Origin of the sequence: Devosia aurantiaca (assembly GCF_011058215.1) — a bacterium.
Taxonomy (GTDB): domain Bacteria; phylum Pseudomonadota; class Alphaproteobacteria; order Rhizobiales; family Devosiaceae; genus Devosia; species Devosia aurantiaca.
In genome coordinates this window covers 987,300-1,001,868 of record NZ_JAALFG010000002.1, presented here as the reverse complement: position 1 = coordinate 1,001,868, position 14,569 = coordinate 987,300, and the positions used below count along the sequence as shown (strand labels likewise).

Below are 14,569 nucleotides of genomic sequence, written 5' to 3'. Positions count from 1 at the left end.
GCTAAGCTCCTTCAGAAAGTTTTTGCGACCCTTGCGTCGGGTTCTGCCCCGATTTGGAAAGCGCCTGCATCACTTCGGTGCGTGCCCCCATCATCGAAACGGTGCCGTTGTTGAGCACCATGATCTTGTCGACGCAGTTGAGCAGGGAAGGGCGCTGGGTGATGGTGACGACGGTGATGCCCTGCTTTTTGGCATGCATGATCGCTCGGGCCAGCGCCTGCTCGCCCTGGCTGTCGAGATTGGAGTTGGGTTCATCCAGAACCACCATCTTGGGGTTGCCAAAAATGCTCGCGCCAGGGCGATGCGCTGTTTCTGGCCACCCGAAAGCGGGGCGCCGTCGGCCGCGACAAAGGTTTCATAGCCTTGCGGGAACGAGGCAATAAGCTCGTGCACGTCGGCCAGTACCGCCGCTTCAAAGATGTCCTTGTCGCTGGCGTCCTCGCGCATGCGGGCAATATTTGCCTTGATCGTTCCGGGAAAGAGCTGCACGTCCTGGGGCAGGTAGCCGATGCTTTCGCCGAACTGGCGCTGATCCCAGTTGCGAAGATCCATCAGGTCGAGCCGCACGCTGCCCGACGTGGGCAGGATGGAGCCGACGAGCATCTTGCCCAGCGTGGTTTTGCCGGCGCCCGAATTGCCGATGACCGCTAAAGACTCTCCGGGCATCAGGGAGAAGGAGATGCCGTTGAGGATCACCTTCTTGGCCGGCGGCGGCACGAAGAGCAGCCGCTCGACGTCGAGCCGGCCTTTGGGACTGGGCAGCAGCAGACGCTCGAAGTTGAACGGCGATGTTTGCAGCAGGCTGCGAATGCGCTGAAACGAGGCGCGAAACTGGATGAAGCTGTGCCAGCCTCGATTGCGCCTTCGATCGGGGTCAAGGCGCGGGCCGCGATGATCGAAGCGGCGATCACCATGCCGCCCGTCATCTGCCCTTCGATGGAAAGGAAGGCGCCCCAGCCCAGCATGATGACCTGGGTCAGGAGGCGAACCAGCTTGGAACAGGTGGCAAAAACGATGTTTCGGTCCTGCGCCCGGACTTGGGAACGTAGCGAGAGGGCGGTGTCCTTGCCCCAGATACGCACAGCTTCGGGGATCATGGCGAGGGCGTTGATGATCTGGGAATTGCGCGACATGGAGTCGAGATGGAGCGTTGCCCGGCTCAGAAACGCATTGGACTCGGCGAAGGGCTTTGCCGTCATGCGCTGGTTGACCGTGGCAATGATCAGCAGCAACAGCGACGCGGCGACGACGATGAAGCCCAGATGCGGGTGGATCAAAAACACTGCCAGAAGGAAGATGGGGGCCAGCGGTGCGTCGAGAAAGGATAGCAGCGTTCCCGAGGTGATGAAGGCGCGCAATTGCTGGAGGTCCCCCAGCGTCTGATATTCCCGCCCATTGCCGTTGAGCGAAGCGCGCGCCGCTGCGCTCAGGATCGGTGCGCCCAGTTGGACTTCCACCTCGACCGCCGTTCGCATCAGGATAAAGCGCCGGACGGCATCGAGCGTCGTTTGCAGCAAGACGGCGCCGATCACGACAATGGTCAACATGGCCAGCGTGTCGAGGGATCGGCTGGTCAGCACGCGATCCGAAATCTGGAACAGATAGATGGGAATGGCGAGCACCAGCACGTTGATCACCAGCGTGAAGGCCATGACCATCGTCAGATTGTGCCGGACGGCCCTGACGCCGCGCTGATAGCTTTCGGCAAAATTGGGCATCTCGGCGCGTTTGTGAAACGAGCTGCCCCCGCCACCACTCCCCCGCCGCCATTGTCGCGCGTGGGCGGGGCATTATTTCCACGCTCCGAGGGCGGCGATGGCGATTTCAGCGGTCCACGATCCGCCTCGAGGATCGGTCCGACCTTTGCCTCTGCTTGTCGTTGCGGGTCCGGCCAAGGTGCCTCCGACCGCAGCGGAGGTTCGGGCGATGGACGGACGGGCGGATCGAGGCGAGGTTCAGCTTGCGGCTGGCTGGCAACAATGACTGGTCGCACTGGGCGAGGTTCGGGAATCCGCTCGGATGGCGCAACGTCGACTTGTGCCGCATCGCGCTGGCGGATGGCCTCTTCTTCAGCCATGCTCTGAAGCTTGGCGACTGCCTCGTCGATCGCGGTCATGGCCAGGTCGACATTGCTCTGTGCAGCAATGGAAGCTGGAGCGGAGTTGTCACGCCGCACGGCATTGGAAGGGTTCAATTTCAATTCCAGAGTCACGGATTGCGCTCACTGCTGCGGCCGTCGGGATGAAGATTTAGGCGAGGACCGACTGCATCACGTCCACGCTCGGGCCATCGGACATGGGCACGATGGAATGGTCGGCCTCGGTGGGACCGGGGTCGACGAAGTCGATGTCGAGAAAGGCGATGACTTCGTTCACCAGCGCGTCGTCCCCCACGGGAGCGGCGTCGCTCCCAGCCATCAGGTCGGCCTGGATCAGGATCGCGTCCGAATAGATCTGCCCGCCCACATGGACGTCACTGCCCACCGAGTCGTAGTCGACGATGGTCGCGAGGTTGAGGAGGGCATTGGAGCCGGTGCTGATGCTCCAATCGGGCGAGGCCGCGTCGGCCAGCAATTCATCCTCATAGAGGGCGACGAGGTCGGCATCGCCCATGACGTTGACCTGCTGGATCGACTGAAGGTCATAAAGGTTGCCGGCAACGTAAAGGACACGCAGCCCGGCAAAGCCTTCGAACATGCCATTCTGGGCTACGCCGTCGGGCATGGAATAATCGCCGGCGCCGAGCAACGAGGCAGCCTGGCTGAAAGCATCGGGCAATCCCGACGAAACATTGCCGGCACCGATATTGAGGATGCTTGCGCTGTTCCAGAGAAGGTTGCCGCCGGTGGAAACCGAGCCGTCCTCGATCGCGCCCGACAGCATGGCGAGCATGTCATTGTCGTAGAGCACGTTGGTCTGGATGATGAAATTGCCGTCGTAAAGGCTGCCGCCGACGATGATCAGGTCGTAGTAGTGCCCCAGATTTTCGAACGACACACTGTTGAGCCCCAGGTTCTCACCGCTGGTGATCGTGGTCGTCGTGCCAATCGCCGTCAGCACATGGGTGTCGCTGTCGGTGGTGAAGCTATATTGGGTGATCCAGTCGAGAAAAACGAGGTCGCCCTCGACCACCGAAACCTGCCAGTGAAGGGGCATGGTTCCGGGGTGCTTTTCTGCCATCACCGCCGCGTTGTCGCGCAGCTCACTGGCAAAGACGGCCACGTTGAGCGCATTGGTCACGTCCGCACTATTGGCCGCTGACCCCGGCAGGCGAGTGTCGATCATATCATTGTCGCTATAGACGTTGGTCTGGATGATGACATTGATCGAATGGTAGTCGCCGACCACGGCCATGAATGTGGCTGACAAGCCTGCATTGACGATGATGGCCTCGTTGACCACCATGTTGGCTCCGCTTTCGACTGTCATGGTAACGTCGTTCGGGTCGATCGTGAGCACTGGGCCAGTAGACGGTTCTGGCTCGGTCACGGCTTCCTGCAGCTGATGTGGCAAAAGGTCGAAGAGGCTCGGCGCCGTGGTGGTGAGCGCACCATCCACATAAATGCCCTCGATGGCGGGGCCCACGACCGTCGTGGTGGTGCTGGTCAACGTGGCAGTGGTCTCGACAAGGGTGGCGCTTGTCAGCACTGTCCCATCGCTGCCCATTGCCGTTTCCACCATGTGGATGGCCGAGTGCATCGAGGCGAAGAAATCGGGTATGGCCGCAGTATCGGCAGGGGCTTCGATGCTGGCAAAAGCCTCCGACACCGCAAGGGCGCTGGCCAGCAAGGCCGACATAGGCGCGGCATCGGCGAGAAAGTCGACTGTGCCGACCTTGATGCTGCCCAGGACGATGACGTCATTGTCGTCCATCAGCATGACCTGATTGGCAGACAGCATGACCGAACCGGGCTCGCGGCCGAGATGGATGATTTCGCTGTCACCCGTGCCATGTGCAAAGAACGGCCAAGGCAGTGCCTGCGCCATCCAGTGCAGCGTCATCGGCAGATCGGGATAATCTAGACGTATTTCGCTTCGGGAGAGGCTGGCTTGGCCGTCGATTGGCTCGGCATGGGGGCGATAGCGCACGCCCGGGCTGTAGAGCTCCAGATCGAGCAGTTGAAAAAGCCGGGCGTGATGTGCTCGATCGGACCCGAGCGGGGCACGGCCTGTTCGCGAAAGAATTCTTCATAGGCGTGCCGCATGCGGATCTCGTCGACGCGAATCTCAAAGCACCCGATGAAGTGCGCGATGACTTCGGAAATGTTGTCGCTAGGCACAAACACCGCGACCCTCCCTGTTTGCCGTCCGCATCATTTCGCGTGACGGATGGGCCTGCGCGCCGTGGCGCGCAGACCGGCTTGCCGATTGGAGGTCGGAACTAGTGGTGTTCGCTCGAGTCGGTGATGTCGTTGTCCATGCCGCCGCCGACCACGGTCACGTCGACCGCGTTCTGCTGCAGGTTGGCACCGAGCACGATGTCGAGGTTGAACGCCGAGCCGCTGACCGTGGCATGAGCATCTGCAACCGCCGTCACGTCGCCGCCGATGCCGTCCCAGGCACTGCTACCTGCTGCGTCCAGCGTTGCTTCCGCGGCATTGGCATAGAGCTGGAAATTGCCGCTGTTGGACTGCGTCACGCCGGACAGCGAGTCATTGTCCACGATATCGGCGACCTGGTTGAAGGCGAAGCCATTGCCGTCGCCGTCGCCGCCAAAAGCCCCGTTGAAGACGTTGTCGAAGTCAACGTCGATGCTTCCAAAGCTCGTGCTCGAGTCATTGAAGGCGTCCGAGATTTGGCTGTTGTCGTCGCTCGAGTTGAAGGCGTCCTGGATGTTGGAGTCGATATCGACATTGATATGCTCGGAACTGTCGTTCATCGCATTGTCGATCGAGTGATCCGAGCCGTCGTTGAAGGCATTGTCGTAGGACGTCGACGAGTTGTCGTTGCCCGAGTCACGGGTGGAGTTGTCGTTACCCGAGTCCGACACGGTATATTGCGAATTGTCGTTGCCGGAGTCGTGGACTGAATTGTCGGAGTTGTCCGAGTTATCGGAATTGTCCGAGTTGTCGGAATTATCGGAATTATCCGAGTTGTCGGAATTATCCGAATTGTCCGAGTTATCGGAATTGTCATTGCCGCTATCGGAAATGTCGTCGTCCGAATTGTGCGAGTTGGTGGTGTCGTCGTCGCTGTTGAACGAATCCGTTGCCGAGGCATCCCAGCTGAAGGTTTGCTGGTTTTGCCAGGTCTTGGAATTGTCGTTGCCGCTGTCGGTGACTGAGTTGTCGTTGCCGCTGTCGGCGACATAGGACGAATTGTCGTCGTTGTCGGTGTAGCTCGAATTGTCGTTCCCGGAGTCGGAGACGGTCACATCGACATCGGTCGAGTTGTCGTTGCCCGAGTCCGCGACATAGGACGAATTGTCGTTGCCGCTGTCAGAGACGGAGTTGTCGTCATTGTCGGTGTAGCTGGAATTGTCGTTCCCGCTGTCGGCGACCGAGTTGTCGTCATTGTCGGTGTAGCTCGAGTTGTCGTTGCCACTGTCGGTGACCGAATTATCGTCGGTATAGCTCGAGTTATCATTGCCGCTGTCAGCGACGGAATTGTCGTCGTTGTCGGTATAGCTGGAATTGTCATTGCCGCTATCCGACACAGACCACGAATTGTCGTTGCCACTATCGGACACCGAATTGTCGTTGCCACTGTCCGTTGCTGAATTGTCGTCGGTATAGGTCGAGTTGTCATTTCCGCTATCAGTGACGGAATTGTCCTTGGTGTAGCTGGAATTGTCGTTTCCGCTATCGGACACCGACCAGGAATTGTCATTGCCGCTGTCGGATACCGAGTTGTCGTTGCCGGAGTCCGTCGACGAGTTATCCTGCTGGTTGGAGCTGGAATAATCGTTGAAGGCGTTTTCCGGCATGTAGTTGTTATTCTTTTCAGACATTTCAGAGTGCTCCTGTTGAATGGAGCGAATGTGGCCAGCCTCAATACATTTCCAACAAGGCTTTTGGCAGATTCGCCCGATACTTCCGCAACTCGGGAAGCCGCTGCCAGATTGCTTGCGGAACTATCGCGACATAAGACAATACTTGGAGCTAGGCCGCGCGCCTTGATCTAATCCCATGATCGCTCGACGAGCTAATGCCGCGGTATGGCCGGGCACGAAAGCGTTGCTAGAATATGGACTTGGAAGGATCGCGGCTGGACCCTCAGTGTCGGAGAGGCGAGATGTCTTTTGCTTTAGAACGACTTTGGTCACTGCGTTATCACGCCCGCGTAACGGCGCAGTCACGCCCCCGGTGTTAACGCTTTATTAACGGCCTAATCCCTGCAGCTTTTGCGGGGGATGCGGCAACCGGAGGTCAAGGATGATTACTTCTCCCTATCTAGTAGCAGGCGGCAATCGTGCGGCCACGGAGACAACGCCAGGCACAATCATCTTTTGGGCGAGCCAGGGCGCCATGCACCAAGGGCTGGTGCAAGCCATTCGGGCCTATCTGCCTGCCTATCAGGTCATCCTCGTCGAACAGCTGCCCGATCCAGCCAGCACGCCATCGCTCGTAAGCCTTGTGTTGCTGGACCTTGGTCCCGAAGCCGATTGCGCGGACGCCGTAGCGCTCTCAAGGAAGCAGTTTCCCGACAGCGCTCTCGGCCTCGTCATGCGTTCCTGCGATCGCGAAGGCTCCAAATGCGATACTCTGTTTGAACACAACGAGATCCAGGGCCTGCTGCCGCTCGAGCTCAAGCTTGAAGTGTGGCTGGCCGCCTTGTCGCTCCTGGTCCAGGGCGGTGAATATTATCCCCCGCCTTTTCGCGCCGCGCACATCGTCCCGACGAAGGCGACAGGGCCGACATCGCGGCTCCGCCTAGTGTCACCCTCGAAGAGCCGGCAAAGCCGGTGCCGCCAGGTGGCAGCGTTTACCTGACGCCGCGCGAACGCCAGGTGCTCGAACTCTTGTCTGAAGGCTATCAGAACAAGCTTATTGCCGATCGCATGGCGCTGTCCGAACACACGGTCAAGGTCCATGTCCATAACCTCATCACCAAACTGCGGGTGACAAACCGGACGCAGGCGGCAGCTGCCTTGCGGGCGGGCAAATTGGCGCCGCCCTTGTCGGTGCGCGAACGGCGCAGCTTTCGTCCGCTGCAGCTTGAAGGCCGCCCCTCGTGAGCCGCATCGAAGTTCTGCTCCCCATGATCGGGAAGCTGAACTATTGCTGGACCAACACGGAAAGCCTTCTGATCTATCTGATCGTCTACCTGATGCAGTGCAGCAAGGAAGCCGCGATCATCGTCTTTCTGACCCTCAACACCACGAGGGCTCGTCTCGATCTTGTGGAGCGCCTCGCCAAGATGAGTGCCACTGCGGCGAGTGACCGGACCGCCGTGCTCGACCTTACGGCGCGACTAAAGCTTGAGGGAAAAATCCGTAACAAATACAATCACTCCATTTTCGATTTCGACGAGAACGGAGAGCTTGAGAGTACCCAATTGATGCGGATCGCCGAATTCGGCGACGAGATCAAGTATGGGAAGCTCGAGGAAGTAGACAATCTGGAGATAGAAAAGCTGGCCAAAACGATCGACAGCATCATTGTCATAAATCAGGAATTGTGGCGCTTTATTCGGGTGGCCGGAATCAAGAAAATATAAGCATCAACAATTTAGAAAATTACTAACCTACTTATACAGGTCGGACCGTATATTCCATATAAGCATTTTCTCCAGTAGTGTTGTGTAAAGGAGGAAACGATGCCGCGGTTGAGTATCGGCGTCTTGGGCAGTTGCCGGGTGGTTCTGGATGACCGGGTCGTGTCCGGTGCGCCCTCGAGCCTCTTCCGCCTGGCATCCTTCGTCGCCCTTTCCGGGCAGAAACTGGCAGCCTCGCGCCAACGTCTGGGAAGTGTGCTCTGGCCCGATGTCGATCACTCCAAGGCTGCCGCCAATCTGCGCCAGGCACTTTCCCGCAGCCGCCACTTTCAGGACAGCCATGGCTTTGTGTTCCTTGAAAGCAATTTCTCCGCCGTCTTCATCGATAACCATAGCCAGGTCGCCTTCGACCTCCTGTCCTTGCTGGAACTGCTTGCCAGCCCGTCCCCGCAGGCTGCCGTTGACCTTTGCTCGGTTTATACGGGCGAGTTGCTGGCTGACCTCCCCGACTCCGGCAGCGAGTTCGAAGAATGGCTGGCGCAGCAGCGCGAGATCCTGAGGAACCGTTGCGCCGATCGGCTGAGTGCCGCGATTTCGCCCAACAGCGCTCTCTCCGAAGAGGCGCGGGTGATCTGCGCCCAAAAGGCCATCGAGCTCGATGCCTGCAATGAGGAGGCCTATTGCTGCCTCATGACCCATGCCGCCATGCATGGAAACCGCTCGCGATTCGAAGCTCTCTACGAAAGCTGCCAGCGCCAGCTGATGCGCGAACTGGGTGTGCGACCATCCTCCAATACGCAGCGAGTCTTTGCCGATCTGGTCGCCCGCTTCGAAGCGCCGCCGACTTTGCCGATCCAGATCAACCGTTCGGGTGATCTTGGGCCGGTATTTGCCACGCACCCGCCAAAATCCTAGTCATCCAGAATTAGTTCCTTGTATTGCCTATCCAATAATACTGATCGCTCTCAATATCTGTAAACCGCTGAAGCAATTGAGCGGATTAGATTTAGATAGCGGATCGGTGGATGCGATGGATTGGGCAATCCAAAACTATGTTCGGTGGGGTTTACTGCAGCTCTGCTCTCGGGCGCACCGGCACTTGCCGACGCCACCATCAAGCTTTCGCTGGCTGGAGAGGCCTTCGATGGCCCGCCCAAATTCGAACTTCGCCTCGATGGCAAGGTTATCGGCTCGGGCGTGCTGGATAAGGCGATCGACACTGGCGAAACCGGCCGGCTCTTCGCCAATGCCAAGCCGCGCAGCTACCTGCAGGAATTCGAGTTCGCCGTTCCGGAAAGCCAGTTCCGCAAAGATGGCGAGATCAGCGTCATCCTCACCAATGACAAATATCTCGATGAGGAAGTGGGGCGGGACCGCAATCTCTTTGTCGATGCCATCACCGTTAACGGCCTCGAGATCGTGGCAGCAGACCTCAAGCTTCTCAATGGCGATAAGCTGCAGCTGCTGGACTACCAGGCGGGCCTGATGCCGATCTACGAAAGCACCAACATGGCAGTGGCCGTGCCGCCCGCAACCGGATGGCCCGCAGAACAGGTCATCGACCTGCCCGAAGCCACGCCTGTCGCTCTTCCGGTCAAGCTCACGCCCAAGCCCGTGGTTCCGATCGCGCGCTAGCCCAACAGCAGTGTTCAACTTTTGCCTCAGCCGGCCCCAGCGGGTCGAGCTTCGACTTGTCACGCGACTAAACTTTGAATGAAGGACTTTTCGAAATGCGCCTGGTCGTCGTCGGATGCGGATATGTGGGCCTGGTGTCGGGAGCGTGCCTCGCAGAGCTCGGTCACGACGTCGTCTGCGTCGATACCGATGCGGCGCGCATCGAGGCGCTCAATGCTGGAGCGGTGCCGATTTTCGAGCCCGGGCTCGAACAGATGGTTGGCCGCATGCTGCATGCCGGTCGCCTCAGCTTTGCTTCTGCGATCCCCCAGCTTGGTAACGACATCGATGCTGTCTTCATCGCCGTCGGCACGCCGCCGAGCAAGAACGGTTTCGGCGCCGACCTGACCTATGTCTATGCCGTGGCAAGAGAAATTGCCGACCGGGCTGGCCAGAAGCTGCTGGTCGTCACCAAATCGACAGTGCCGGTCGGCACCGGAGACATGATTGAGCGTATCATTCGCGAGCGGCGCCCCGACCTCGATCTGCACGTCGCCTCCAACCCTGAATTCTTGCGTGAAGGCAGCGCTCTTCGCGACTTCATGGAGCCAGACCGGATCGTCCTCGGCTGCAATCTTGCCGCGCCGCTCAAGACGCTCCAGGCCATTTACGATCCGATCACCCGGTTCGGCGTGCCGATCCTGGCGACGGATCGAAAAGCGGCGGAACTGATCAAATACGCAGCCAATGCCTTTCTGGCCGTCAAGATCACCTTCATCAACGAGATTGCCGATCTCTGCGAAGCGATCGGCACCGACGTCAACGATGTCGCGAACGGCGTCGGCCTGGATCGGCGCATCGGCCGGGCGTTCCTCCAGGCTGGTCCGGGCTATGGCGGTTCGTGTTTCCCCAAGGATACGGCTGCGCTGATTGCCACTGCGCAGGATTGGGCCGTCAACCTGCGCCTCGTCGAAACCACGATTGCCACCAATGAGGCGCGCAAGCGCTCCATGGCGCGCCGCGTCATCTCTGCCATGGGCGGCAACGTCTTCGGCAAGACCGTCGCCATCCTCGGCCTTACCTTCAAGCCCAATACCGATGACATGCGCGACGCCCCATCCATTGGCCTCGTCAGTGCGCTCCAGCATGCCGGTGCCAAAATTAAAGTCTATGATCCCGAGGGCATGGAACACGCCAGGACCATGCTGGCCGGCGTCGACTATGCCATCAATGCCTATGACTGCGCCGAGCATGCCGACTGCATCGTGGTGATGACCGAGTGGGAAGAGTTCGCTTCCCTTAATGCTGCGCAACTGGCCGACCTCGTGCGCACGCGCCTCGTGGTCGACATGCGCAACGCGCTGGATCCCGAGCAATTGCGAGCCGCCGGCTTTACCGTCTCAGCCATCGGCCGGCCAGCCGATGGGCGGGTGCCTACACCCATGCCGCTTCCGGCATCTGCACTTGCCGAACCGCTCATTCCGGTGCGCGCACGACGCCGTAAGGCGAATGGAAAGCCGCTGCCGCGGCCGCCGATCGCCGGGCATATCCAGCTGCCCACGATCGCACCGGCCTTCCCGGAGTGACCTCGACATGGCAATCCCCAACGACCTTTTAAGCGCAGCCTTGATCGGCCTCTTCGGCCTGACCCAGATCGCCTATTTTCTGACCTTCGTGCTCGACCTCTATTTTTTTACCCGGCCTGTCGATTGGGTGGATACGCGTGAGGCCGGGACCCTGCCGCGCGAGGAGTATCCGTTCATCATCCTGTTTTATCCGGTTCTAAAGGAACTCGAGGCGACGATGCGCACGACTTTTTTATCGCTGGCCCGTCTCGATTACCCGACCGACCGTTATCGGGTCGTGGCCATTCCCAATGCCGACGACACCGAAACCGTCGCCAGCCTCGAGCGCCTAGCGCAGGATTTTCCCTTTCTGCAGATCCTGCGCGTTCCGCCCACTACGCATTCCAGCTGGCAGGTGGTGTGGGATGCCTGGACCGCCACCGATAAGGCCTATTGGTGGCATCGCGGGCGACGGGCGTTCAATCGCGATCTGCCACCCAAGAAGACGCGCCAGCTCATCTACGCCTTCTACAACATGGCCGATGCGCTGATCGAATATGGCGACTTCCTGGTCAACTATATCGACGCGGATTCCTGCCCGCCGCCCGATCATTTCCTCGCTGCGGCGGCCGGGATGCGCCACTATGATGTGCTGCAGGCGCAAAATATTGCCGGCAATCTCAATACAAGCCTCGCCGCTAGTTGGCATGGCTTCGACCATATGGCCTGGGACGGCTCGAAATATCCGCATCTGTCGGCCCACGGGCGCCACCCCTATTGGGTCCTGGGGAAGGGCTTGTTCTTCAAGGCCTCGGACCTTCTGGCGCTGGGTGGCTTTCACCCCTGGCTCACCATCGAAGATCCCGAGGTCGGCATGCGCTTTTGGACCAATGGCAAGCGCATCGGCATTATTGAGAACCCCTTGATCGAGGAAGTGCCGGTCACCTTTGCCGAAGGTATTACGCAGCGCAAACGCTGGGTTGCCGGCTTCTTCCAGAGCCTGGGAAGTCCGTTGCGGGACATGGGCATGCCCCGCGCTGCCCGCATAAAAGCCTGGTTCAATTTCCTGCCCTGCCTCTCGCTGTCGCTGAATTCTCTCGGGCTGCCGCTTGGTGTCTGGGCAATCATCGGCAGCCTCAACGATCAGCAGATCCTGCCTGGCTGGATGCTGCAGCTGTCGCTGCTCAACCTCACCCTTTTCCTCTCGAGCACATCGGCGCTCTATCTGCGCATCTGGCGCCGCAGCAAGCTGGTCCTGCCGCGCAAACGCGACCGCGCCTGGTATCTCCTCCGCATCAACCCGGTTTCGCTGCTGATCTGGTGGACGCTCTGGCTCATCCCCATCGTCATCGGCTTTCGCATGTATCTGCGCGACGAGGGCCTCGTGTGGGAACGCACCGAAAAGCGCGACGCCAACCACGCGCTTGTTCGCGACACCGAGCGCGGCGTCGCGCTGGAAGCCCCCGCTGCCGCGCAAGCGGTTCCGTCCACCATTGCCGATTTCGGGCGCGTCGCCTGACTGTTTTAAGGAGTAAGTGCCATGACTAAAGGTCACGTCCTCATCACCGGCGGCGCCGGCTTCATCGGGTCGCACCTCGTCGATACCATGCTCAGCCGCGGTTTCGAGGTCAGCGTGCTCGATTGCCTGATGCCACAGGTGCATGGCGATGCCGATCTCGATGCGGATGGCTGGCCCGTCTATCTCAATGCTGGGGCCCGCAGGATCAAGGGCGACATACTCGACGACGGCGTCTTCGCCGCCAGCCTTGATGGCGTGACCCATCTGGCCCACCTCGCCGCCTCGGTGGGGGTGGGGCAGAGCATGACCAACATCGTCGATTACACCCGCAACAATGCGATGGCGGCCGCGATCATGCTGGAAATTCTGAGCAAGGGACATCATCAGGTCCGCCGCATGGCCGTGGCTTCCTCCATGTCCATTTACGGAGAGGGCGAATACCGCTCCCTCGCCAACCGGGAAAATGTAACCCCGACCCTGCGCAGCCATGAGCAACTGGCCCGCCGCGAGTGGGAGCTCAGCGACAATGGCGCAGAGCTCGAGCCGGTACCGACACGCGAAACCAAACTGCTGCAGCCGGCATCGATCTACGCCGTCAACAAGCGAGACCACGAGGAAATGTTTCTCGCCGTCGGAAGAGCCCTCGGCATCCCTACAGTGGCTCTGCGCTTATTCAACGCCTACGGATCGCGTCAGGCCTTGGGCAATCCCTATACCGGCGTCGCGGCGATCTTCATTGCGCGGCTCCTCAATGACCAACCCCCGCTGGTCTTCGAGGACGGCGAGCAGAAGCGAGACTTCGTCCATGTGCTCGATGTTGCCAATGCTTTCGCGACGGTTCTCGAAAATGACCAGCAAGTCTGGGAAATTTGCAATGTCGGCAGCGGCCAGGCAATTACCGTCAACGAGATCGCCCTGACGCTGGCGCGGCTCCTCAAGAAGAACATCGCTCCCGAAATTCTCGGTAAGTACCGGGTCGGCGACATCAGGCACTGCTTCGCCGACATCACCAAGCTCGAACAGTTGTTCGGCGCGCGACCGCAGCGCCAGTTCGAAGAGGGCATGCGCGAACTGATCGATTGGGTGGCGACGGCGCGCAAGCCGGTGGACCGCAGCGCCACCAGCATGGCCGAGCTCGCTGGCAATAAGCTCGTGGTCTAGCGGCGCAGCGCCTGTTGGTTTTGTCCAATTGCGTCCTGCAACGCCACATGCATCGGCTTGGGACGAAGGTCGCTGTCGAAGGGCAGCCCGCGATTGGGCGCGGCCGACCCGAAGCGCTCTGGGTCGACCTGGTCACCCCGCTCCACCTGGAGCCAGGAATGGCGATCGGTAACGCCCCAGGTCGTCACGCTCTCGACCGCCGGTTGCGTCAGGGCGATATCGAGATAACGCCGCACCTCGTCGGAGACGCGCATGTCGCGTTCCGCGATCGTGGCGCGATAATCGCGCTCCTTGACGTCGAGCTCGGTGATGAGGATCGCGAGGCCCATATCGGCAATGGCCTGCAAGAAATCGGCGACATCGCGCGCCGGGATCGGCCCCTTGCCGAGATCGAGATGGGCCTGGATGCCTACGGCATGGAGCGGCACGCCCTGGTCGAGCAGGCGTTGCAGCAATGAGAGAAAGGCGGCGCGCCTCTCCACCTCGACATAGTTGTCGTATTCGAAGCCATATTCATTGAGCAGCAGGCGCGCCTGTGGCGCCGCTTCATGGGCGGTTTCAAGCGCCCGCTCTATATAATTCGAGCCAAAGACCTGCTGGAAGGTGTTGCGGCGCAGGCCGTTCCTGCCGTTCTGGGTGTCGATCGGCTCGTTGACGACATCCCAGTCGCCAATGACGTCCCGGTAGCGGCCCATGACGCGATGGATGTGGCGCTCGACGAGTCCCCAATCCCCATCGCGGCGCAGCTGATGCAGAGCCCAATCGGGCGTGCTCTGCTCCCAAATGAGGGCATGGCCGTGCACGCGCTGCCCATTGCGCTGCGCAAAGGCGATCAGGCGGTCGACCGGACCGAACCAGAACTGGCCTTCCTTGTTTTCCACCGAGTTCCATTTGAGATGGATTTCGGGCGTGACCGAGCTGAACTGCGACGCCACGCAGGCAGCCAGTTCAGCATCCTGCTCGATCTGATCGATACGAGCGCATGCGCCAAGCAGACGCCGTTCGGGGCGAAGCGTCTCAGCCACGACAGTTGATGGCAGGGACGTGCCAATCAA

The 14,569-nt window shown here is 60.0% G+C and carries 13 protein-coding genes and 1 pseudogene; 9 read left to right on the top strand and 5 right to left on the bottom strand.

What is annotated here, in order from left to right; translation table 11 throughout:
* Position 1: 1 nt before the first annotated feature.
* Positions 2-2,077, bottom strand: a pseudogene (locus G5575_RS12705) (type I secretion system permease/ATPase).
* Here G5575_RS12705 and G5575_RS12700 point away from each other — a divergent pair.
* Positions 1,961-2,245 carry a hypothetical protein gene (locus tag G5575_RS12700; RefSeq protein WP_164534608.1) on the top strand — a complete coding sequence of 95 codons (285 nt, stop codon included), beginning with the start codon at positions 1,961-1,963 and terminating at the stop codon, positions 2,243-2,245. The pseudogene G5575_RS12705 and the gene G5575_RS12700 sit on opposite strands and share 117 nt — an antisense overlap.
* A 4-nt stretch (positions 2,246-2,249) precedes the next feature.
* Here G5575_RS12700 and G5575_RS12695 read toward each other — a convergent pair whose 3' ends face one another.
* From G5575_RS12695 to G5575_RS12685, 3 genes are all read right to left on the bottom strand, one after another.
* Complete coding sequence (locus G5575_RS12695) at positions 2,250-4,001, bottom strand: hypothetical protein (protein WP_164534607.1); 1,752 nt, start codon at positions 3,999-4,001, stop codon at positions 2,250-2,252.
* A 17-nt stretch (positions 4,002-4,018) separates the two neighbouring features.
* Positions 4,019-4,285, bottom strand: a complete 267-nt coding sequence (locus G5575_RS12690) for a hypothetical protein (RefSeq protein ID WP_164534606.1) — start codon at positions 4,283-4,285, stop codon at positions 4,019-4,021.
* A 95-nt stretch (positions 4,286-4,380) separates the two neighbouring features.
* Complete coding sequence (locus tag G5575_RS12685) at positions 4,381-5,949, bottom strand: hypothetical protein (protein ID WP_164534605.1); 1,569 nt, start codon at positions 5,947-5,949, stop codon at positions 4,381-4,383.
* A 424-nt stretch (positions 5,950-6,373) separates the two neighbouring features.
* Between G5575_RS12685 and G5575_RS19435 the strand changes: the two genes are divergently transcribed.
* The 8 genes from G5575_RS19435 to G5575_RS12650 all read left to right on the top strand — a co-directional run bounded on the left by G5575_RS19435 (position 6,374) and on the right by G5575_RS12650 (position 13,514).
* Positions 6,374-6,931 (top strand): hypothetical protein, encoded by a 558-nt coding sequence (locus tag G5575_RS19435; RefSeq protein ID WP_207633118.1) that lies wholly within the window; start codon positions 6,374-6,376, stop codon positions 6,929-6,931.
* Positions 6,904-7,176, top strand: coding sequence for a response regulator transcription factor (locus tag G5575_RS12680; RefSeq protein ID WP_328765993.1), 273 nt, complete (start codon positions 6,904-6,906; stop codon positions 7,174-7,176). Before G5575_RS19435 ends, G5575_RS12680 begins: the two co-directional genes overlap by 28 nt.
* Positions 7,173-7,658 (top strand): hypothetical protein, encoded by a 486-nt coding sequence (locus G5575_RS12675; protein WP_407924854.1) that lies wholly within the window; start codon positions 7,173-7,175, stop codon positions 7,656-7,658. The genes G5575_RS12680 and G5575_RS12675 overlap by 4 nt, the downstream gene beginning before the upstream one ends.
* Before the next feature lie 99 nt (positions 7,659-7,757).
* A complete protein-coding gene (locus G5575_RS12670) occupies positions 7,758-8,570 on the top strand; it encodes an AfsR/SARP family transcriptional regulator (protein ID WP_164534604.1) in 813 nt (270 codons plus the stop codon).
* Between the two features lie 120 nt (positions 8,571-8,690).
* Positions 8,691-9,290 (top strand): carbohydrate-binding domain-containing protein, encoded by a 600-nt coding sequence (locus G5575_RS12665; RefSeq protein WP_164534603.1) that lies wholly within the window; start codon positions 8,691-8,693, stop codon positions 9,288-9,290.
* 95 nt (positions 9,291-9,385) lie between these two features.
* A complete protein-coding gene (locus G5575_RS12660; protein ID WP_164534602.1) occupies positions 9,386-10,855 on the top strand; it encodes a UDP-glucose dehydrogenase family protein in 1,470 nt (489 codons plus the stop codon).
* Positions 10,856-10,862: 7 nt separating this feature from the next.
* The gene (locus G5575_RS12655; RefSeq protein ID WP_164534601.1) at positions 10,863-12,353 is read left to right on the top strand and encodes a glycosyltransferase family 2 protein; all 1,491 of its coding nucleotides are present in this window, start codon (positions 10,863-10,865) and stop codon (positions 12,351-12,353) included.
* Positions 12,354-12,374: 21 nt separating this feature from the next.
* The gene (locus G5575_RS12650) at positions 12,375-13,514 is read left to right on the top strand and encodes an NAD-dependent epimerase/dehydratase family protein (RefSeq protein WP_164534600.1); all 1,140 of its coding nucleotides are present in this window, start codon (positions 12,375-12,377) and stop codon (positions 13,512-13,514) included.
* Here the strand turns inward: G5575_RS12650 and G5575_RS12645 are convergent.
* Positions 13,511-14,539 carry an endo-1,4-beta-xylanase gene (locus G5575_RS12645; protein ID WP_164534599.1) on the bottom strand — a complete coding sequence of 343 codons (1,029 nt, stop codon included), beginning with the start codon at positions 14,537-14,539 and terminating at the stop codon, positions 13,511-13,513. The two genes, G5575_RS12650 and G5575_RS12645, sit on opposite strands and share 4 nt — an antisense overlap.
* Between the last annotated feature and the right edge of the window lie 30 nt (positions 14,540-14,569).